This window comes from Chloroflexota bacterium (assembly GCA_020161265.1).
Classification (GTDB): Bacteria; Chloroflexota; Chloroflexia; order Chloroflexales; family Herpetosiphonaceae; genus Herpetosiphon.
The window spans coordinates 117,827-139,659 of the sequence record JAIUOC010000006.1 but is presented as its reverse complement, the minus strand read 5'-3'; the positions used below and the strand labels follow the sequence as shown (position 1 = coordinate 139,659).

Annotated in this window: 19 protein-coding genes; 8 read left to right on the top strand and 11 right to left on the bottom strand. The window is 50.8% G+C overall.

The window, feature by feature from the left end; all coding sequences use genetic code 11:
- Window positions 1-18 precede the first annotated feature (18 nt).
- Both cydB and LCH85_14830 read right to left on the bottom strand, forming a co-directional pair.
- Complete coding sequence (gene cydB, locus LCH85_14835) at window positions 19-1,032, bottom strand: cytochrome d ubiquinol oxidase subunit II (GenBank protein MCA0353267.1); 1,014 nt, start codon at window positions 1,030-1,032, stop codon at window positions 19-21.
- Between the two features lie 19 nt (window positions 1,033-1,051).
- Window positions 1,052-2,428 (bottom strand): cytochrome ubiquinol oxidase subunit I, encoded by a 1,377-nt coding sequence (locus LCH85_14830; GenBank protein MCA0353266.1) that lies wholly within the window; start codon window positions 2,426-2,428, stop codon window positions 1,052-1,054.
- 354 nt (window positions 2,429-2,782) lie between these two features.
- Between LCH85_14830 and LCH85_14825 the strand changes: the two genes are divergently transcribed.
- Window positions 2,783-3,985 carry a hypothetical protein gene (locus LCH85_14825; GenBank protein MCA0353265.1) on the top strand — a complete coding sequence of 401 codons (1,203 nt, stop codon included), beginning with the start codon at window positions 2,783-2,785 and terminating at the stop codon, window positions 3,983-3,985.
- On the opposite strand, the gene LCH85_14820 is transcribed toward LCH85_14825, so the two are convergent.
- The 4 genes from LCH85_14820 to LCH85_14805 form a co-directional block, all read right to left on the bottom strand.
- On the bottom strand, window positions 3,982-5,436 hold the full coding sequence (locus tag LCH85_14820) for a PepSY domain-containing protein (GenBank protein ID MCA0353264.1): 1,455 nt from the start codon (window positions 5,434-5,436) through the stop codon (window positions 3,982-3,984). The genes LCH85_14825 and LCH85_14820 overlap by 4 nt on opposite strands.
- Before the next feature lie 64 nt (window positions 5,437-5,500).
- A complete protein-coding gene (locus LCH85_14815) occupies window positions 5,501-6,277 on the bottom strand; it encodes a DsbA family protein (GenBank protein MCA0353263.1) in 777 nt (258 codons plus the stop codon).
- 11 nt (window positions 6,278-6,288) lie between these two features.
- Window positions 6,289-6,756, bottom strand: coding sequence for a cytochrome c (locus LCH85_14810; GenBank protein ID MCA0353262.1), 468 nt, complete (start codon window positions 6,754-6,756; stop codon window positions 6,289-6,291).
- An 85-nt stretch (window positions 6,757-6,841) separates the two neighbouring features.
- Window positions 6,842-7,168: a hypothetical protein gene (locus tag LCH85_14805; GenBank protein ID MCA0353261.1), complete on the bottom strand. Its 327-nt coding sequence runs from the start codon at window positions 7,166-7,168 to the stop codon at window positions 6,842-6,844.
- Window positions 7,169-7,566: 398 nt separating this feature from the next.
- On the opposite strand from LCH85_14805, the gene fmt reads away from it, so the two are divergent.
- Entirely contained in the window at window positions 7,567-8,487 is a 921-nt protein-coding gene (gene fmt / locus LCH85_14800) for a methionyl-tRNA formyltransferase (GenBank protein ID MCA0353260.1), read from the top strand.
- A 140-nt stretch (window positions 8,488-8,627) separates the two neighbouring features.
- On the opposite strand, the gene LCH85_14795 is transcribed toward fmt, so the two are convergent.
- Window positions 8,628-9,494 carry an MBL fold metallo-hydrolase gene (locus tag LCH85_14795; protein ID MCA0353259.1) on the bottom strand — a complete coding sequence of 289 codons (867 nt, stop codon included), beginning with the start codon at window positions 9,492-9,494 and terminating at the stop codon, window positions 8,628-8,630.
- Window positions 9,495-9,602: 108 nt separating this feature from the next.
- Between LCH85_14795 and LCH85_14790 the strand changes: the two genes are divergently transcribed.
- Window positions 9,603-10,181: a TetR/AcrR family transcriptional regulator gene (locus LCH85_14790; GenBank protein ID MCA0353258.1), complete on the top strand. Its 579-nt coding sequence runs from the start codon at window positions 9,603-9,605 to the stop codon at window positions 10,179-10,181.
- Between the two features lie 85 nt (window positions 10,182-10,266).
- Window positions 10,267-11,010: a phosphoribosylaminoimidazolesuccinocarboxamide synthase gene (locus tag LCH85_14785; GenBank protein MCA0353257.1), complete on the top strand. Its 744-nt coding sequence runs from the start codon at window positions 10,267-10,269 to the stop codon at window positions 11,008-11,010.
- Between the two features lie 52 nt (window positions 11,011-11,062).
- On the opposite strand, the gene LCH85_14780 is transcribed toward LCH85_14785, so the two are convergent.
- The 4 genes from LCH85_14780 to speB all read right to left on the bottom strand — a co-directional run bounded on the left by LCH85_14780 (window position 11,063) and on the right by speB (window position 18,708).
- On the bottom strand, window positions 11,063-11,836 hold the full coding sequence (locus LCH85_14780; GenBank protein ID MCA0353256.1) for a hypothetical protein: 774 nt from the start codon (window positions 11,834-11,836) through the stop codon (window positions 11,063-11,065).
- Entirely contained in the window at window positions 11,833-13,554 is a 1,722-nt protein-coding gene (gene recJ, locus LCH85_14775) for a single-stranded-DNA-specific exonuclease RecJ (protein MCA0353255.1), read from the bottom strand. The genes LCH85_14780 and recJ overlap by 4 nt, the downstream gene beginning before the upstream one ends.
- Window positions 13,555-13,726: 172 nt before the next feature.
- The gene (locus LCH85_14770; GenBank protein ID MCA0353254.1) at window positions 13,727-17,596 is read right to left on the bottom strand and encodes a CSLREA domain-containing protein; all 3,870 of its coding nucleotides are present in this window, start codon (window positions 17,594-17,596) and stop codon (window positions 13,727-13,729) included.
- Between the two features lie 209 nt (window positions 17,597-17,805).
- Entirely contained in the window at window positions 17,806-18,708 is a 903-nt protein-coding gene (gene speB / locus LCH85_14765; GenBank protein MCA0353253.1) for an agmatinase, read from the bottom strand.
- Window positions 18,709-18,848: 140 nt separating this feature from the next.
- Between speB and LCH85_14760 the strand changes: the two genes are divergently transcribed.
- The 4 genes from LCH85_14760 to LCH85_14745 all read left to right on the top strand — a co-directional run bounded on the left by LCH85_14760 (window position 18,849) and on the right by LCH85_14745 (window position 21,822).
- The gene (locus tag LCH85_14760) at window positions 18,849-19,736 is read left to right on the top strand and encodes an STAS domain-containing protein (GenBank protein ID MCA0353252.1); all 888 of its coding nucleotides are present in this window, start codon (window positions 18,849-18,851) and stop codon (window positions 19,734-19,736) included.
- Window positions 19,729-20,226, top strand: a complete 498-nt coding sequence (locus LCH85_14755) for a hypothetical protein (GenBank protein ID MCA0353251.1) — start codon at window positions 19,729-19,731, stop codon at window positions 20,224-20,226. Before LCH85_14760 ends, LCH85_14755 begins: the two co-directional genes overlap by 8 nt.
- 16 nt (window positions 20,227-20,242) lie before the next feature.
- Complete coding sequence (gene moaC, locus LCH85_14750) at window positions 20,243-20,737, top strand: cyclic pyranopterin monophosphate synthase MoaC (GenBank protein ID MCA0353250.1); 495 nt, start codon at window positions 20,243-20,245, stop codon at window positions 20,735-20,737.
- Window positions 20,738-20,823: 86 nt separating this feature from the next.
- Window positions 20,824-21,822 carry a patatin-like phospholipase family protein gene (locus LCH85_14745; GenBank protein ID MCA0353249.1) on the top strand — a complete coding sequence of 333 codons (999 nt, stop codon included), beginning with the start codon at window positions 20,824-20,826 and terminating at the stop codon, window positions 21,820-21,822.
- Window positions 21,823-21,833 lie beyond the last annotated feature (11 nt).

The window sequence follows — 21,833 nt, the reverse complement described above, 5'->3', positions numbered from 1 at the left end:
GAACCCTGACCCCTTAGTTCAATAGGTCAATTTCGATTTTGTGCTGACTCGTTGCCGGAAAACCCAATAGGTCCAAGCCTGATAGCCCAAGACAATCGGCACAAAAATCAAGGCGACAAAACTCATAATTTTGAGCGTGTAAGGGCTTGATGAGGCATTGTAGATCGTTAGGCTCCAATTCGGGTCGAGGCTCGAAATCATCACCCGTGGGAACAACGCCATAAAGATCGTGATCACTGAAAGCCCAATTGTTAAACAGGTCATGATAAAAGCCCAACCTGTTTGCTTGGTATGCACAAACCAACCAGCACCCAACAAGGTCAACAACGCCGACACTGGAATAATCCCTGGATTTACGCCCAGCCGACTAAATGTGTCGGTTGCGGTGTAGGTTGCCACAATAAATGCCAAAATCAACACTGTGGCCACAGGCCCGATGCGCTGGGCTAATTTCAACGAACGCTCGCGCAGCTCGTCTGTGGTTTTCAAATTGAGAAATAAGGCTCCGTGCAGCAAAAACATGCTCAGCGTGGTCAAGCCCACCAGCAAGGCATATGGATTCAGCAAATCAAAGAAATTGCCCACAAATTGCTTATCGGCATCAATTGGCACGCCGCGCAACAAATTGCCCAAGGCCACGCCCCAAAGCAAGGCGGGCACGGCGCTGCCGAAGAAAATCACCCAATCCCAAGTTGTGCGCCAACGTGGGTCGGCGACTTTACTGCGATATTCAAACGCTACCGCCCGCACAATCAAGGCACAGAGCATTAAAAACAAGGCCAAATAGAAACCGCTAAACAAGGTCGCGTACCATTCAGGAAAGGCCGCGAAAATCGCCCCACCTGCGGTCAGCACCCAAACCTCGTTACCATCCCAAAATGGCCCAATTGTATTGATAACCACGCGACGCTCTTGATCGTCGCGGCCAAGCCATGGCAAGAGCATGCCCACGCCATAATCGAAGCCTTCAAGGATGAAAAAGCCAATAAACAGCACCGCTACCAGCACAAACCAGATACTATTCAGATCCATGGCAGACCATCCTTTCAGCTTAGAGCACTAAATCAGCTTCGACCGTCGCAGGGCTAGCATCGGGAATATGATTGGCTTCGCGCACGATCAAAAAGACCATCACGCCAATCAAGACCAGATAAATCAGACTAAACCCGATTAACGAGGTCAGCACGCTGCCGCCAGAAACCGCCGTCGAAACTCCATCGCTGGTGCGCAACAAGCCATAGACGATCCATGGTTGGCGGCCCATTTCGGTAAAGATCCAGCCGCTGGCGTTGGCGATATAGGGCAAACTAAGCGCCAAGGTCATCAGCCATAAATACCAATTTGGGAAGTTCAAGCGCTTGCGTAAGCTGAAAAAGAGGCCAATGATCGCCAACCCAAACATAGCCATGCCTGAGCCAACCATAGTCCGAAACATCCAATAGGTCATAAAGACATCGGGGGTGTAATTGCCAGGGCCGTAGGTTTGCTCAAATTCAGCTTGGAGATCTTTGATGCCTTTGACTTCGCCATCAAAGCGGTTGTAGGCCAAAAAGCTCAGCAAGCCTGGCACTTTGACCACGAAACGATCGCGTTGTTCGGGCACATCGGCCACCGTAAACAACGACATTGGCGCGGGATCAGCGGTTTCCCAGAGCGCTTCGGCGGCGGCCATTTTCATTGGCTGCACTTTGATCATATATTGAGCTTGATTATGCCCAACCACCATCACCAAAATTGTTGAAACCAAGGCATAGCCCAAGGCCAATTTGAACGAGCGCTGAAAAATCAGGCGATCGGCAGGCTTGGGCTGTTTGCGCAATTGCCATGCGCTAATGCCCAAAACGAAAAATGCTGCCGTAACCATGGCGGCGGTAACGGTATGCGGCCATTGCACCCACACATGGCCGTTGGTCAGCAAAGCCCAAAAATCAGCCATTTCGGCGCGACCATTGCGTAACACATAGCCAACTGGCTGGTGCATAAACGAATTGGCGATCAAAATCCACAAACTGGAGAGCATCGTGGCAATCGCCACCAGCCAAATCGAAGCCAAGTGAGCGAGCTTGGGTATGCGATCCCAGCCAAAGATCCAAATTCCTAAGAAGGTCGATTCAATAAAGAAGGCCATCAAGGCTTCGATGGCCAATGGAGCGCCGAAAATATCGCCGACAAAACGCGAGTATTCCGACCAATTCATGCCAAACTGAAACTCTTGGACAATCCCGGTGGCCACACCAATCGCAAAATTGATCAAAAACAGATGGCCCCAAAATTTGGTCATACGTTTATAGGTGATATCGCCAGTGCGATAGTAGATGGTTTGCAGCAAAGCCACAAAGAATGAAAGCCCGATTGTTAGCGGCACAAACAAAAAGTGATAAACCGTTGTGACGGCAAATTGCCAACGAGCAAGAATCAATGCATCCATACGACGTACTCCTTGAGCATGGATTGTAGGAATGTCTGCCGCAGATGCTTGCTGGCTAGGTGGTTGTAGTCAACATGCACTAATTAAATGGTATCGAATCGCGGGGCTGGCATGGTGGCTAAATCGGCATAATAGCGTGAAGATCCCGCTACCTTAGTGTTAATTTCGTTAAGCAGGTGGTCAGGCGGCCAACGATACTTAACGCATCAAAGCCAAAAATAGGAGCATTGGTGCTTGCTAAATTTCCCTAATAGTACGATTATGTGTAGAATAGAACACGCCCCCAAGCTGTGGGTTGACCAGAGAACTGAAGGTTTCGCCCAATCACCAACGATTTTGCCTGTGGGGGTTGCCATGGCAACTCAGAAAAAATTGCTCGCTTCACGGCCTCAGATAGCCTTAGTTAAAATGAGCGAACAATCTGTGCAACAACGAATAACCGGCGCTTTAGCCGATGAAATAGGGGCGCGTCCGGCAACCTCAACCGCCGAAGCTCGCGCCGCCGCCGTGATCGCTGCCCAAATGCGTCAAGTTGGCCTCGAAGTTGGCGTGCAAACCTTCTCCGCCGCTGCTGCGCCAACCGCAGGCTTGGGCTTATTGGCGGCGATCGGTTTGTTGGCACTCGGCTTAGGCTGGTGGTTTCCCTATCCTTCTGTCGCCTTGATTGCGCTGCTGCTGTTATTGGCAGGCCGCGAATTGCATGGCCCGCCTGTTTTGGCAGGTTTGTTACGTCAACGCCCAAGCCAAAATGTGATTGGAACACGGGCGGCAACCCGTACTCCGCGTGCTCGCATCGTATTATTATGTCACCTTGATTCGCCGCGCATGCTCTCGCCACGCCGTGCCAGTTGGCTACGGGTTTGGTTGCTAACGATTCCATTTGGATTTAGTTTGAGCCTGATTGCGCTGGGGGTAGCGATTTTTCTGCCTGCTTGGCATAGTGTGCTGTTAATTCCAGCGTTCTTTTTATTGCTCAGTTTGCTGGTGGTGATTCGGCGTGAGTGGAAGGCCGATTGGACGGTTGGCGCGGTTGATGCCGCCGCCGTTGGCACGGCAATCGCATTGGCAGCCGATTGGCCGCAACGTGAAGATGTTGAGCTATGGGTCGTGGCGCTGGGCGCAGGGGCTGCCGCTGGTTCGGGCATTCAAGCCTTATTGAATACATATCCCTTCCCCAAAGCCGAAACGTGGTTCGTGAATCTGCCGTGGCTGGGCCGTGGCAACCTCACGATTGTAGCGGGCGAAGGGTTGTGGCGCGAACGCAAACCTGATCCGCAACTCACCAAAATGTTCCACGAACTACAATCTGCCAGTGCTCCACTGATTCGCTCGGCCTATCGAGGCGAACGCTTGGATAGTGCTCGGCTATTGGCCATGGGCTATCACGCGGTCAGCGTGGTTGGCTTGAAATCCGATGGCACAGCAGCGGGCTTCCGTCAACCAGACGATGAAACCCGCTTACTTTCTGTGCCACAAATGGAATTGGCCTTGCGCGTGTTGCGGCGGGTGCTCGACCGCTTTGCCCGCAGCCATAGCAACGAGCCGCAATTACCCTAAGCAAGGCGTTGCTTGAGACTTGGCGCAAACCGAAATACCGTCAGATCCAACACCAGCATAAACAACAACGAAGCGCCGACCAAGGGGAAGGCCAAGCTTGCCAGCACCACCATCAGCAACACGGGCTTCCAATGAGGGAAGTTGGCTGGTAAATTGGGCGCACCCAAGCGGCCCTCAGGGCGACGCTTCCACCACAACACGACCCCTGAAACCGACAGCAGCAACACCGTCATGGCCCCAAACAAGGCTAAAAGTTGGTTGGCAAGCCCGAAATATTTGCCTTCGTGCAGCGAAATCCCCATGCTGACAGCTTTGGGAACCATGGCATAATCGCGCCAGCGAATGTCGGCTAAAATCGCGCCGCTATATTGATCGACGTGAATTGTGGCTTCATCAGCAGGATCATTGGCCACCGCAGCAATGGTGTACACGCCTTTTTCGCCATCAGGTGGGCTAACCGTAAAGCTGGCAATCACCCCACGCGCTTTGGCGACTTCAATCACCGAATCGAGCGTGACGGGGGTTGCGGCTTGTGGGCCTTCGGTAGCGCTGCTTGGCACAGGTGCACTCGCTCCATCACCGCGATGTTCAGCATGATCAGGGTCAGATTGAGGCAATGGCGCTTGTTCAACTGCCCACGGCACAACTTTGTCGGTCGTGGTGTTGAGGCTGCCTGTCAGCACTGTTGATTCAGGAATATTGCTCCAAAGTTGATTGGGGTAACCGCTCCAAACATTAGCAAATTTATCGCCCCAATAACCTGTCCACGGCAAGCCCGAAATCAGCAAAAACAACACAATCAACGAGGCATACATCCCAGGCACGGCATGCAAATCGCGCCAGAAAATTCGTTTGTTTTTGCTGCGCAAGCGTGGCAGCCAAGTGCCCCAAATGCCACTTTTCGAGCGAGGCCACCAGAGATACAGCCCCGAAAGTGTCAGCAAAATCGCCCAGCAAGCGGCTAATTCAATAATCCGATCGCCCGTTGTGCCAATCAGCAACTCGCCGTGCAATTTCAAAGCAACCGTTTGTAAATTCCAATCTTCATCGCGCTCGCCAAGTACTTGGTTGGTATAAGGATTAACGAAAACCGTCAGATTACGGCCATCGCTGGTGCTCATACTAATTTCGGTGCTGCGATCATGGGCATCGCTTGGACGAATTTTGCCAACGCTGGCAGCGGGATAAGCAGCTTGGGCAGCGGCCAATTGGCTAGTGTAGCTTTGCGCCGAGCCACTGGTGTGTTGGACATTGATCAAATTGCCGTACATCAAACGGTCAAGTTGGGGCTTGAACAGATAAATGCTGCCAGTTACGGCTAGGACAATCATCAGCGGCACAACAAACAAACCGGCATAGAAATGCCAACGCCAGATTGCGCGATAGAAAACAGATTGCGAACGGCGTTCGTCGGTGGTTGCTCCGTCGTTGGTGGTTGTGGTAGTCGTCATTCAAAAACCTCGTTGTGGTGCTGGTTGGAGCCACAGGCAGCTAAACCACCTGTGGCGATCGACATTAATACTGTTGTTGCAGACTGCCACCTGGATCACGCCGTTGTGGGGTTGCAGGCTCTGGTAACCATTGTTGAATTGCCGTTATGAGATCGTCGATTGGGTTGCTGCGCCAAACCACCGCATGCCCATTGACATAGGCGCTAGGTGTGCCAGCTAGGCCATTGGCAACTTGCCAACGACTAAACGCCACGATTTCACGGCCAAAATCGGGGCGTTGAAAACAGGCTTCAAACGCTTGACGATCGAGGGTGGTTGCTTGCAGCACTTGAGCTTGGGCTTGTTGACGCGGGTTGGGTGCGGTCAGCCAAGCCGCATCCCGCATCAACGCATCGTAGGCTGGCCAAAATTGACCTTGGCTGCCAGCACATACGCTCATCACCGTGACATCGACCGACCACGGCGAAACTTCAGGCATCGCCAACATATGAATACGCAAGTAGACATCGCCTGAATCGATAAATTGGCTGAGAAAGCCCTTCGATTCCATGGCCAAATGCAGGTCACGGCAATGGCTACAAGTCAAATCGGTATACAAATCGAGCACGATTGGCGCAGTTGGCTTGCCAAGGCTCCAATCGGTGGTCGATTCGCGGGTAAATTGGGGGATTGGTGCTGCGGCAACCGCAGTTGGTTGGCTCGTTGGAAGCGTTGCTGGTGCAGTTTGATCTGGCATTTGCCAAACACTCAGCATCAACACCAGCACACTAATCGCGATGCTAGCCAAACCGCCAACTAAAAAACGGCGTTGGCTAGGCACAATTACACGGCTTGAGAGCATAGGTGGCCGCCTTACTTCAAACTTAATAAATAGGCCACCACGTCATCAACCTGTTGTGGAGTTAAGGCATCGCCATAGCCTGCAAACATCAAGCCTTGGGCAAAACCATCAACCACAAAACCATTGGGATCAACAATTGAGCTATGCAAATATTGGCTGGCATCCTGACCTGCCACCCGAGTAGCGGCGCGATCAGCAATTCCAGCCAAGTTTGGGCCTACCGTTTGCGGCTTACCGGCCTCGACCACATGGCAGCTCAGGCATGGCGGCCCACCAACAATCGCGGTTGTACCATCAAAAATCGCTTTGCCAGCAACAGCATCGCCAGTGCTTGCGCCACTATTACTTGCTATTGGCGCGGTCGTTGGAACCCCGGCAAATACGCCTACTTCTGAATCTTTCGCTGCCGAACCACAGGCAACCAAACCAAGTAAAGCCAAACCTACCAAGGCATAGCGCACACGCAAAAGAATTGTCATGCTCGGAACACTCCCAAACTCAAAAACCCTCACCATGCAGCGCACGATGAGATCACAAAATCATTAATTGTGGGTTGAGTTGGGTTTAGCGCGGAGGGGGTGTGGTCAATTGAAGTTGAAACGAATCAAAGGGGCGTTGAATCAGCCAATTCAAACGGCGCAAGCTGTGCAAAGCGATGACGGCAATTGGCCAAAAAGCAACCATCGCAAACATTGCCACCAAGCTCGTGCCCATACCGGTTTGGGCTAGGCCGCTTGGCGTGCCACTTGGAGTTGAATTGTGCTGAGTTGTAAGTTCGCAGACGAACATGCTGGCTTGATGCGCCGCTGGCATCGTTGGCATTGGTTGGTGTTGCAGCAGACAGTGAATCACACATCCCAATGGGCACACCAAAGCCAGTTGGACAATCATTGCCCAACCTAAAAGAGTGCGCCACGATAGCGTTATGCGTTTTTTCTGGTACCACCCACGCATACAGATTTGCTTCCGCCTGATGTTGCCGCCGAATTGAGCGCTATCTTAACATAGTTTAAGCGGCTTGCGATCAGGTCTTAACTTGATTCAGTAGATCTCTCAGTAGAATTTTTGCATTTTCGATTTTTGTTTCGCCACCCTTCCGTCCCTCCGTCGGAGGGAAACGCAGTGGGTTTTCATCCCCCTGCACCCCCTAAAGCACAATTATTGGGTTACCATCAGACTGTGAATGTATCCAACGTATCTATTTACTAACAGCAATTACACCACTGCTTTTGTTTTCGCCCAAGCAAGGTATCATGGTTGCTAGCATTATTCAGCGTGAGGTAGCGTCGATGCGCATTTTATATTTAGGTACGCCTGAGATTGCGGTTGCACCGCTTGAGTTGTTGCATGCTAGCGGCCATGAGATTGTCGGTGTGGTAACCCAGCCTGATCGTCCGGCTGGGCGCAAAAATGTGTTGACTGCGCCGCCAGTCAAACTTGCCGCTGAACGCTTGGGCATTCCAGTTTTTCAACCAGAAACCCTCAAAGATCCGGCTGCGGTCGAACGTTTACGGGCGTTTGAGCCTGAGGTTGGGGTGGTGGCAGCCTATGGCGAAATTTTGCGCAAACATGTATTGCAGATTCCAGCCTTGGGCTATTTGAATATTCACCCGTCGATTTTGCCGCTGTATCGTGGACCAGCCCCCGTAACTGGGGCGATTTTGGCAGGCGATGACTTGGTTGGCGTTTCAATCATCAAGCTAACGGCCAAAATGGATGCTGGGCCAATTCTTGGGCAGGTAGTGATGCCGTTAGCCAAAACAGCCCGCGCTGGTGAATGGACGGCCCAACTAATGCGCCAAGGTGGCGAGTTACTGGCTCAAGTGTTGCCAGCCTATGCTGCGGGCCAAATTCAGGCTCAAATTCAGGATGATAGCCAAGCTACTTATACCCAAATGATCAGCAAAAACGACGGCTTGATCGATTGGAATTTGCCAGCCTTGGTGATCGAACGTATGACCCGCGCTTATGATCCTTGGCCTGGCACAGCAGTTAAACTCAACGATCAGCCATTTAAAATTCTGCGAGCCAAAGCTCATACCAGTTGGAGCGGTAACGCTCAACCTGGCATGTTGATCGAGCAGCAAGGCCAAATTTTGGTGGCAACTGGCAGCGGTGCACTCGAATTGCTCGAAGTTCAGCCCGCAGGTAAACGCCCTATGGCTGCCAGCGATTGGCGACGCGGAGCCAAAGATATCGAGCATCTCTAGCTTCAAGCGCTGATATTTAACCGCGAAGGACGCGAAGAACGTAAATGGTGTAATGAGTACATGCCTGAATTGCATTTAACTATGCTAGCACTTCAAAACCAACATTCGTGCGCTTCGTGTTCTTCGTGGTTAAAAACAACCTAATCCTCAGCAATCGGTTGCCAGCGATAGGCATCACCATCGGGCACGACATAGCCAAAACTTGGCGTTGGAAAATGGCATGGGGCAACTAAGGTTTTGCCATCACTGACCTGCCGCAAGACCGCTAGGCGAGTGGCATGCGCTTGATTGTTATCAACATCCAACCCAGTAGCAAAACTTGGATGAAACATTTGAATTGGGTTGAAAAAGATATCGCCTGCAATTAACACTCGCTCACCAGTGCCATGATCGATCAACAGCCCAGTGTGGCCCGGGCTATGGCCTGGAGTAAACCAAGTTGTGATGCCTTCAGCCAATTCAAAATCAGCCTCAAAAAATTCTAAATAGCCCTGCTCGTTTAGCCACAACACCTGATCTTGCAAGTAACCAGCGCGTTCGGGCGTATGAGTTTGCATAAATTCAATCAGGCCTTGTTCAGCTTTATGGGCCAAATAGCGGGCATTGGGGAACCGCGCTTGCAATTTGTCATCAACATAATGCGTATTCAAGCCAACATGATCAACATGCAGATGGGTTAAGAACACGGTATCAATTGCCGTAGCATCAATTCCCATCAAACTTAATTGAGCCTCAAGCTGTTGACTGCTCAGCGCTGGCGTTGGTGGTGGCGCTTTGCCCAAACCTGTGTCAACCAAAATCGTGCGACCAGCCTGTTGAATCAAATAGCAATGCACTCGTCCCAGCAAGGTTTCAGCGTTATAAAATGAGCTAGGATAGGCCGCACGAACCTTATCCCAAATTGCGTCGCTGACCGGCAGCATCGGCCATGGCGTGGTGACATCAACGATTGCCGTAATTGTGGTAGGCCCAAGTTGAATTGTGCGCTGTTGCAGCTCGGTTGTCATCAATTAATCCTTTCGTTTGGGTCTATGCTATACTTGTTGAATATGTTGAATTGACGTTCAACTTGATTATATTGAACTATGGTTCAATTTGTCAAGAGGTAATTAATCATGACTGATGATTTAAAATCACCCAAAAAACCCTCGGCGCAACGATCTGATGCGCAACAAAACCATGGCCGGATTATGGCGGCGGCCAAAGCACGATTTGCCAGCGATGGGCCAAGCGCCGCCATGGATGCGATTGCTCGCGATGCAGGCGTGGCGGTTGGCACGCTCTACCATCATTTTGGCTCCAAAGAAGGCCTTTTGAATTTGGTGATTCAGGAGCATTTTCAGGTGGTGACCGATTTTCTGGCGAGCTTGCAAGATTCGGCTGATCCTTGGTGGGCGGTTGAGCAGGTGGTGCGGGGCATGGCTAAACGCCAAATCAAAGATCGAGCTTTTAAAACCATGATTCACCAACATAGCAATTTGATCGAAACCACCAGTCAAGCCAAACGCGGCTTTGATCCAGCGATTCAAGCCTTAATTGATCGTGCGCAAGCGGCTGGTTTGGTACGGCCAGATTTACGAGCTGGCGATTTATCGGCCTTGTTGGCGGGCCTGCCAATCGGCGACGATCAAGCTGAGCAACGCGAACGCTACCTCTTGATTGTGTTGCAGGGGATCAAAAGTGAAAACGCATAAGCATGTATAATGGGGCGGGCAGACTCCATTTGGTGAGTTTGCCATTGAATTTGCTTGCTCAACAACGCATGAAGGAGCGTTTTCAATGCAATACGGCACAAAATTAGCCGAAGGCAAAACCAAGATTATCTATGCTCACCCTGAAGATCAAAGCTTGGCTTATATGGTCCAAAAGGATTCGATTAGCGCTGGCGATGGGGCTCGACGCAATGAAATCGACGGAAAAGGCGCGATCAGCGGTCGCACCTCGGCTAATGTCTTTGCCTTGCTCAACCGCAGTGGCGTGCGCACCCACTATCAATCCGACCCTGAACCTGGGGTAATGCTGGTTGAACGTTGTGAAATGTTGCCCTTGGAAGTAGTCATGCGCCGTTTGGCAACTGGCTCATATTGCCGCCGCCACCCTGAAACGCCCGAAGGCACTCGTTTTAGCCCACCATTGGTTGAGTTTTTCTATAAAGACGATGCCAACCACGATCCCCAAATTTACTTGGAAGGGATTGTTGCAAAGGGCTTGGCGATTGCCGAGGAAGTCAGTTTTATCGAGCAAGAAGGCACGCGGGTGTTTGAGTTGCTTGAACAAACTTGGGCTGAGCGCGGTGTGCAATTGGTTGATCTCAAGATCGAATTTGGCCGCACTGCCGATGGTAGCCTGATCGTCGCCGATATGATCGACAACGATTCATGGCGTTTGTGGCCTGATGGCGATAAGAGCAAAATGCTCGATAAGCAAATTTATCGCAATTTGCAAACTGTTACCGAGGAAGCGCTGCAAAACCTCAAAGCCAAATACGAGGAAGTGCGCGATATTACTGAGAGCTTCCGCTAAATTAGTGCTGATTACTACGCCGCGTTCCATTCGGTGGAGCGCGGTTTTTGCTTTAAGAGAGAAATTGCAAGGGTCGGCGGGCGGCGGCAATTCCAGCCTGCACAATGCGCTGAGCAACTTCGACCCGATAGCGCCAATGCTCGATCTGGCTATCATAGTGTTCGGCTTGGCTTTGCTGGGCTTGGGCATCGGCAGCTTGCGGCTGAAATTGGTCGGGTATCTCCCAATCAAGGCCATCAACTTCGCAATAATTAAGCTTGAAGCCGCCACGATGCAACAAAACAGGCCATTCGGCATCAGTGCCCAGTGCATCAAGCGGCGGGCTATTGGCCAAAATAAAATGCGCCGCAACTGGAGTAAAGCCGCGTGCGCCAGCACTAATATCCATCGGCATGCCAAGGAAAAACGAGGCCATTGTATTGCTAGTACGCTCAGTTTCGATCAAGGCACGGGCGTGAGTGGCGTAGGCTTGCCAAGTGCGGCCAATAATTAAACAATGGGTTTGCGAACGTTGAGCAATGCTGGTCAATTCACTGGGGCGCGTTTCGACCCAACGCAATGCACGGTCAAAATCAATTGCATGAATATAGTTTGGTTGAGTTTTGAGTGCTTCGGCCAAGGCCAAGTGGCGGCCTTGAAACCATTCAGTGGTTGGCACTGCCTTAACATTTGGCAGTTCGTTGAGGCTTTGCAGCAATTGAGCATCAATTGTTGGCGGCGTGGTGATCACAATTGCTCGATACAATTGGATTAATTGGGGTAAAAGCCGTTCAAAACGGGCTAATTCGCCGCGTGGCTGCCAAGCTGAGGCTAAAACTAAGCTCATCGTTGCCCTTCACTCAAGCGCAAATCGACCAGCGTAAGTTGCACCGAACTGCGCCCATTCCATTCGTTGATGCCCACAGTATAAACGATATCGATCTGCGAACCATTGGGTAATTCCGCCAACCAATCGCCAAGGTTAAAGCCAATTGCGGTTTGATAATGGCGACCTTGTTGTAAACGCAAGCGCAAATGTTGATTTTCAGCACCAACCCCACGCGCCTCGATCACCGTTACGCGCCGACTGCAAAAGCGTGGCTGGGGATTTTCTAGCCCAAACGGAGCCATTTTTTCGAGCACGGCCAGCGTGTCAAGATTCAGTTGATCAAACGTCGCCTCAGTATCAATTGGCAACTGCGGCACCATCATCGCATCGGTAATCTGTTGATTGGCGATTGCTTGTAAGCGTTGTTCTAGCGCTGGAATATGCTCATTGGCAATCGTAAAGCCAGCGGCGGCGGCATGGCCACCATATTTTTCAAACAAATCGGCACATTCAGTCAAGGCATTGACAATATTGAAGCCTGGAATCGAACGAGCGCTACCCCGACTGCGCTGTTCTTCTTTGCCCATCACCAGCACAGGCCGCGCAAATTCTTCGGCCAATTTGCCAGCTGCCAAGCCCACCACCCCATGATGAAAATCCTCGCCCACAATCACCAAAATACGTTGATCAAGCTGGCCGCTATTTTGGGCCAATTCGCGGGCGGCCTGCTGCACATCGCGGGTTAGGGCTTGACGCTCAATATTGGTGCTATTTAATTGATCGGCAAAGCCATCAGCTTGGGCTTGATCGGGAGCCAGCAACAAACTATAGGCGATTCGCGCATCGACCAAACGGCCAGCGGCATTAATGCGTGGCGAAAGCCGAAACCCAACGCTACTCGCATCAATTTTGCCTTGTTCAACTCCGGCCACCCGCAACAACGCCTTTAAGCCTGGGCGTTGGCTTTCGTTCATGGCCTGCAAACCAAAATGAACCAACACCCGATTTTCGCCAGTCAAGGGCATCATGTCAGCGATTGTGCCCAGCGCCACCACATCGAGAATGTCACGTGCTCGCAAGTTGTCGGGCTGAATACCTGCTCGCCACAATGCTTCATACAATTTAAAGGCCACACCAACCCCACACAACCCCTTGAAGGGATAGGCACAATCGCTGCGTTTGGGGTCAACCACGGCATAGGCAGGTGGTAAATTGACTGGCGGCTGGTGGTGATCAAGCACAATCGTATCGAAGCCCAACTCGTTGGCGCGGCTAATTTCGGCAATGTTGCTAATACCACAATCAACTGTTACCAGCAAATCAAGCCCTTCCTGATGCAACTTTTCGATTGCTGCCAAATTCAGGCCGTAGCCCTCGCCCTCACGCTTGGGAATGTAGGGGCGCACTGGCAGACCAAAGGCTTTGAACAATTGCATCAACAACGTAACTCCGGTCACGCCGTCGGTGTCGAAATCGCCGTAGACCACGACCCGTTGTTGTTGAGTAACTGCCTGCTTAATCCGTTCGACCGCGCGATCCATATCGTGCAACAAAAAAGGATCGTGGCGTTGTTTCCAATCGATATTGAGAAATTGCTCAACCGCTGCTGCATCGCGCCAACCGCGACCCCATAAAATAGCTGCCAGCAATGGATGATACTCGCCGAGGCTGCGAAGTTGGCTGGGCGAGGCCGATGTTGGCAATTGCCAATGGCGCATAACACGTTGGTTGAGCATAAAATCCCTCACGAGCTGGATTAGTTTGGCGATTGTAGAGACAAGCAGGCTAATCGTCAAATTGGTTTGGCTGAATACTTAAATTATAGAGCCATAAGCAAGCAATTTTTGGCATGTCAAAACGCCGATTAATCACAATCGATTAATCGGCGTTTCGTTAGACGCTCCTATTTTAGCGAGCAGGAATTGACCGAAATTGATTTGGGCTTGGATTGCTTGGCAGCGCCCGCAGCGGCAAGCCTGTTTCGGTTGCTAATTGCTGACGCAACCCAGTTGGTTGGCTGAAATTAGCACTGGTTGTGATTGAGGCAATGTTGTTATATTCAAAATTGAAGGCTTCGTGCAACTCCAAAACTGCGCCATAGCTGGTTGCTAGATTGTAGGCATCGGCCTGAACATACAGCTTAGTTTGGGCTGCAATTCGGTTAGCCCACTCGCTGCGCCGTGCTGAATAATATTGATCGTATGGACGAAGCGTGATCGATTGACCTGGCGCAAGCGCCTCGGTCACACCCCAAACAATGCCTTGGTTCGCGACATCCCACCATTGTTGATTAACATGGCTAGGTGCTGGATTGGGCGCGATATACAAATCGACCCAAAATGCTTCGCTCGTCGCACAATTACCTTGATTGGTGACTGTTACAACCAATTGCTGGTCAACTGTGATACTGCTCACCTGTAAATCGGCATAGCAATAGCCCAACACCAATGGCAAGAAGTTTTGGCTTGTGCCAATAAATGGCGTGCCAGTGGGGCTAGGCGTGTTGCTTGGTGTCGCCGTTGCTGTATTCGTTGGTGTATTAGTGACCGTAGCTGTTGCGGTACTGGTTGGCGTATTACTTGGTGTTGCCGTATTAGTTGGCGTATTGCTTGGCGTTGCTGTCGCCGTGTTCGTGGCAGTTGCCGTAGCGGTTGCCGTTGGCGTGTTGGTTGCGGCGCTTGGCACACAGCCAGCCACCACAATATCATCAACATTCCAGCCAGGAGCACTAACCAAGCTGTCGCTGCCCATGCGGAAGCGCAACCAAACTGTTTGACCTGCCAACGAGCTTAAATCAGCAGTTTCTTCAATGTAAACTGGATAATCGCCGCTCAAGCCAACAAACGCAGATTGTCCTGCTAAGGGATTATCGCTCTCAAGTGTCAGTACGCCATCGTAGCCCGAGCTTGTAAAGAAACTACCAAGATCGTTAAAGGTTACGCCATCGGTGCTATATTCAACCACCCCACCATCATAATAAATATCAAATGGCGTGTTGTTGCGTTTGGCTGAGCGTTCGGGCATTGGGGTTGGTTCACCGCCACCACCTTCGGTATCAAACTCAAAGCTATAGTTATGGTTGAAATACAACGTTACTTCACTCGCGCCTGCTGGAATTGTGATGCCGGCCATCGTCGTTAGCCGTTGATCGCTAATCGTCTCAGGATTATCGGCATGCCACGAAAGGCTGGGGCTATTAAAACTGCTGCTATCCAAGCCCCATGTTGGGCCTGTGCCACTGACATTCCATAGTGGCTCGCTGCTCACGCTATCACTGAACAATACTTGCAGATTGCTGCCTGGCACGCATGCACTCGGCGGAATGGTTGGGGTAACCGGCAAAGCGGTATTGCTGGGCGTTGGCGTGTTGCTTGGGGTATTCGTCGCCGTATTGGTTGGCGTGTTGCTTGGGGTTAACGTTGGCGTGTTCGTCGCTGTGTTGGTTGGTGTATTGGTTGGTGTATTGGTCGCGGTTGGGGTGGCTGTCGCTGGGGGCGCAACCCAACATTGCGAAAACTCCGAGGTTTCGTTGGTTGCAGTATTCGTTGCTAAAATCGTGATGTTTGGGGCTGGGCTGGGAAACAGCTTGGTAAATGCGCCATTTCCAGCGGCATCAGCCGTAAAAAAATCACTTTCTAAGAATTGTTGGCCCTCGCCATAGCCCGAAACATCACAGGTGGTATTGCTGTAAAAAGCCAAACGTAACTCTTGGCTAGCAGTGCTATTGAATGTCCCTTGGACTGCAACCGTTGTACCATCATCGATAACACTGACGACTACTGGATAATTTTGGGTGCTGTTCGGGCCTGCATCAAGATCATCAAGATCGTTGGCAGTCGGGCCATCATTATTAATATCAACACCTAGCTCAGTATTGAACGCAATGATATTTTCGCTAAATAAGCCTTCACCGCCGATTTTGATGTTACTTGGGGTCATTCCGCTCAATTCGAGCAGCGCAATGCCGTCGCCTTGATTGCCAAGCGGGCTATCATCAAGCGCTACGCCGATGCGATTGCCTTGCACGGCAACATTGGTAGGATCGAAAACAAAGTTTACGCCATTGCCATTATTGCCACTAATCAGGTTGCCCTCGGCATCATCGGCGGTTTCGTCGCCATTAGTGCCCAGCACTAAGCCAGTAACTTCATTTTGAATTTGCACCCCAGCCCCATTTGGGCGAGCTACTAAACCAGTGATATTCGTACCAATGTAGTTGCCACTGATGATCGTATCGGTAATTGGCTGATCGCCACCACCAACGCCAACCCCTAGATCGACGTTGCCGCTAATGATATTGCGTTCTAAGCCATCGCTCATGCCATCGCCGTTGGTGCCGATGCGTGTACCGCTTGGACCAAAGCGCAACACGACCCCACGCTGATTGCCAATTGCTGTCGAGCCAGTTGGATCAAGCCCGATAATATTGCCAGCAATCACATGATCATTTGGAAAGCCGTTGGAGCCACCGCTAAATTCGGCAATTTGCACGCCCTCGGCGCTATTGCCACTGATCACGTTGCCTTCGACGGCATCGCGTACACCATCGCCATTGGTTCCAATGATCGTCTCACTGGCATTACCACCGATATTAATACCTGCTTCATTAGGTGTAGCGATGGTTCCGGCTGCATTTAATCCAATATAGTTGCCACTAATTTGATTATTCGATGAGCCATAAATATAGATGCCTAAGGTATTGCCGCTAATGATATTGCGTTCGGCGGCATCACCAATGCCATCGCTGTTGGTGCCAATTGTGACATTGCCAATTGTCGGCCCAAAAAATTCTACGCCAGTACGATTACTGCGGGCAGTATTGCCGTCGCTGGCCACCCCAATATAGTTGCCTGCGATACGAGTATTCGCGCCACCCGAGAATGAAATACCATTAAAAGTTTGGCCAGCAATAATATTGCCTTCGAGCGCATCATTACTGCCATCGCCATTGGTTCCAATCATCGCTTGAGTGCTATTCGGATAGAGCAAAATGCCCATATTATTGCCATTGACGGTTTGGCCGTCGGGTTCGAGGCCGATAATATTTTGAGTTAGCCAAACGTTGTCGCCTTGGACGTTAATCCCAACCCAGGTATAAAAGCTTGGGCTACGAGCAGCGTTCAAAACCAAGCCACGAATTACCGAGCCATCAGCTTCGGCCAGCAAAATTTCAGTATCTGTAATTCCCACAGGGTCGCTCAACCCTGAGCCATCAAGCTCGACCATCAAACTCATTGGCCAAATGCTACAATCGCTGCCTGCTTGACTACAGCCGTCGATTTGGATTTGCGTTTGCAGGGCTGGCAATTCGCTCGTCAGCGCAATCGTTTTTACACCCGCCCCTGGAATCGCAAAATTAATCGTGTCAGCATCAACATTGGCATTCGCCGCGTTAATCGCTTCGCGCAAGCTACAATCTTGGTTGCCAGTGCCCGTGCCAAGAGCATCGCACGCGCCATCGTTGGTATCAGCAACCGTATTGACCACAAAAATCCCTGTCGGCACAAATGGTCTTGGCTGCGCTACAGGTTTTGGCGCGGCTGGCGGCAAATTCAAGGCTCGCAAGCGTTGAATCGTAAGCGGCACTTCGCGCTGAGCAGGCGCTTGATTCAAAGCTTCAGCCCGTTGGATAACAGATTGATCGAGTTGTTTGGCAGTTGGTGGGGCTACCCGTTGGGCAGCAGCAGGGCGATTAAGCAGCGCCCCCGTCACAATCAATAAACCGACCATTCCTAATGAAAGCAAACGAGTAAAACGCAGTGAAAATGCATGCTTCATAGACCTACCTCAAACATCAGCATCGACGACCTCACACAAAACACACCTTTGGAATTAGCCTTGAGTAAAAATTACCAAAGATGCAACAACGAACACCAAATGCTGATGCTTGGTGTCCGTTGTGGTGCTACGCTCAAGGTTATGGCAAGTAATAGCAATTAATCATCAATTGGGTTTATGCTAGGCATGGTTGTGATGATTAATCAAAACTATTGCCACAAATCAGCTTGTTTAGCCATAATAATGCTCATAACCTTGTAGGTGAGCTTGGCACTAACAAAATTTGGCGAATGTAAATTTTCAATTGGTGCTAATTCCATTATATCAAAGGCCACAACCTTAGAGGATTCTTGCACTAGAATACGGGTAATTTCGAGCACTTCGCGCCATGTCAGGCCATCAGGTTCGGGCGTACCAGTCGCTGGGACTAAGCCAACATCCAAGCCGTCAATATCGATTGTAAAATAGACTTGCTTGCCCCGTACAAAATCGCGCAAGGCTTGCAGATGCAACCCATCATGCACATTTTCACTATAAAAGGTCGTAATCCGTGGGTCAGTTTTGATCATGTGGGCTTCGCTAATATCCAATGATCGAATGCCCAATTGCAACAAATCGCCAGCGCCAACATCGAGAATCCGGCGCATCGCACAAGCATGGGAGTGCTTGCTGCCCTCATATTCATCGCGCAAATCGGCGTGAGCATCAATCTGCACTGTCACGAAATCGCCGTGTACCGCGTGGAGGCCTTGAGCAACCGCGCCGGAAACTGAATGTTCGCCGCCCAGCACACACACCAATTTGCCCAAACGTGCAGTTTGCTCAACCGCCTTGGCAATGCTGTGCATAGCGCTATCGGGGTCTTGATCGTTGACATCGACGCTGGGCAAGGTGTGCACGCCCCAGTTTTTGGCTGGCTCAGTATCGAATTCACGATCATAAAATTCGACCTGTTGCGAAGCCTCAATAATTGCCGTTGGCCCATTGACCGTGCCACCACCATAACTCACAGTAGCCTCAAAGGGGATGGGCAAAACTACCACTTTGCTGGTCTCCAGCGTGCTATACTGCTGATCTAAGCCCAAAAAGTTATCGGGAGTAGTATGGGTCATCGTGTTCCTCATTCCACAAAAGTACTATTAAGAACCATAAAGAGAACCATAGAAGCCAACCGTAGAAACGGGTATAATCACCATTGTACGAGACAAACGGGCGCTGACGATCAGCAATTTAGTTGATAACGAGGATACCAATGAGCGTCGAACATGCATTAGCCGACTTTCTAGAAGCCAATCTTGGGCGCTTCGCCAAACATACTGGCGATTTGCTGCGCCAAATTCCCAAATCGCCCTATTCCAAGCTCTCGGACGCAGAGTTGATTCCTCGCATGCAAAAACCATTTGTGGCGACAATTTCGGCTTTGCGCGGTGATTTGCAAGCCTTAATCGATTTTTCACGTCAGTCGATTCGGCTTGTAGCTGATAATCCTAACGCCAATAGCGAAACAGTGGCCCAAGTTGGCGAGGCGATTTACGAAACCTTGAAATTTGCAGCCCGTGAATTGTTTGTTGATAATGAACTAAATTATGCTTTAGTTTTAGCGGTCGCTGCTGAGGTTACCTTTATTGCTAATAAAAATAGCTATCAAGCCTTTGTCGATATCCGCGAAGCCCGCATTCGTGAGCGCGAAGAAACTTTGCAGCAAATGACCAGTGAACTAGATCAAGCCAATGCTGCTTTGCGCGAACTGGCAGCACCAATCGCGCCAATCCACGATAATATTTTGGTTTTGCCCTTGGTTGGCTCGATCGATACCAATCGTGCTCAAATGTTGACCGAAGATCTGCTTGAGCAAATTGTGGCACGGCAATCGGATATTGTGATTATGGATATCACAGGTGTGCCGATTGTTGATACCAATATCGCCAATTATTTGGTGCAAACCACTAAGGCCGTGAGTTTGTTGGGGGCACAAGTAATTTTGGTCGGTATTAGCGCCGAAGTTGCCCAAACAATTGTTGGCCTCGAAATCGATCTGCGCCAATTGTCGGTTCGTGCCAACTTACAAGATGGTATCGAATATGCGCTCGAACAAGTTGGGCTTGGCATTCGCCCATTGCAAGAGCAACGGCGTGGCTAAACTCAATTGGCACGATCAACGTCCGTTAATTTTGCTCGATATTGATGGGGTGATCAATATGTTTGGCCGTTTGGGGCGCGAACAACAGCACATCCCGCCGGGGATTCCAGTGCAATATCCGCCCCAAATTCATGCTTCGATCGCCCGGCTGGCCAAAATCGGCCAATTAATGTGGTGTTCGACCTGGCTGCAACTAGCCAATACTGGCTTACATAGCGATCTTGGCTTACCAGAATTGCCCTTGATCGAGCCATTGCCCGAAAATCCGACGGCGATTTTGTGGAAACTCAACAGCGTTGCCAAGCACCTCGCCGATTGGCAAACCCCGATCTTTTGGATCGAAGATGGTTTTCGGCCTCAAGTGCATACCTGGGCGCAACAACGCAGTAAACAAGGCCGATTTACTCAATTAATCGATGTGCGCGAAACTGGCTTAGTGCCCCAAGTTGTTGATCAACTCGAACGGACGCTGGCTCATTTCGCGGTTTGAGGAAACCAAACGATTCATGTTGACCCATCTTGATGATCAAGGGCGAGCGCATATGGTTGATGTTGGTGACAAAGCGGTTACCCAACGCCAAGCCCAAGCCCAAGCCGATGTGCGTATGCAACCAGCAACATTAGATCTTTTGGTGGCCGGAGAATTGCCCAAAGGCGATGTTTTGGCAACCGCCCGCATCGCTGGAATTATGGCAGCCAAACGTACTGCCGATTTAATTCCCTTGTGTCATCCACTCCCGCTAAGTTCCGTAACGATTGAAATCGAGGCGCATCCTGCGCAATCGCTGCTTCGTATTATCAGCACGGTGCGTTGCACAGGCCGCACTGGCGTAGAAATGGAGGCGCTGATGGCAGCATCAGTCGCAGCCTTGACCATTTACGATATGGCCAAAGCTGTTGATCGTGCTATGGTGATCGAGCAGGTTTTTGTTCGGAATAAAACGGGCGGCGCACGGGGCGATTTCCAGCATCCCCTAACTCCGCTTGATACCTCAGAGTAAGCTTTGATTATCGAGCGTGTAGAGCCTCGCCTGAGACCTACGTTTGTCCCAACGATGTGGCAGAATGGTCATGAAAGGTTGTCTCTATGCGTGCAATTGTCTTTAGTGGTGGAGCCAATCGCGGCTCACTCCAAGCCGGAGCAGCTCTCGCGCTGCTCGAAGCCGGCATTATCCCCGATTTAGTCGTTGGTTCCTCGGTTGGTTCAATCAATGGGGCAGTTTTAGCTTGTCATCCTAGTTTAGCTGGCATTCAACGCATCGCCCAGCGCTGGAAAAGCGTCAAGCGCGAGGATATTTTTCCTGGTGGTTCGTTGCGCTCAGCCTGGCGGGTGGTGCGTGGGCGTGGTTCGCTGCATCATAATCATGGCTTGCGACGCTTTATTCTCTCGCTGCTACCGCCCAATATTCGGCGCTTCAGCGATTTGTCCATTCCCTTTTTTGTCACGGCCACCAATTATCGCACTGGTGATATGCATTTGTTTGGCGATGATCCCCGTGAGCGCTTGGTTGATGCCTTGATGGCCAGCGCTGCCGTGCCACCCTATTTGCCTGCTTATCATTATCGCGGCGAAACTTACCTTGATGGTGGGTTCGTCTCGAATTTGCCAATTGGCGTGGCTTTGCAACAAGGGGCTAGCGAAATTTGGGCCTTGGAAATTGGGCTTGATGCAGCCGCCACCGTGCCGCCGTTTGGGATGCGTGGCTCGTTGACCCGCACTTTTGATGCCTTGATGCGTCGTCAAATGGCTCATGAACGCGAATTAGTGCGCTTGGCAGCTAAGGCTGGAGTCAAAGTGCATCATATTCAAATGTTGCATTACAGTGGGCTTGATGTGCGTGATTTTCGCTATAGCAGCCAATTGATGGATTTGGGCTATCAAAGCGCCAAAACCTACCTGAGTGAACAAAACCAACTAGCACCAGTCGCAGCGCCAATAGAACCAGCTCGTCGCAGCAAAGTCGAGGCGGCTTTACGCACCAGCATTGCGGCTCAAGCTCAATTGGCTCGTTTGCGCTTTGGCATTTTACGCGGTATGTTGCGCCGCCAAGGCTTACCCCAGGATTCAGTTATTCCACCAAGTTAAATTATTGTTGA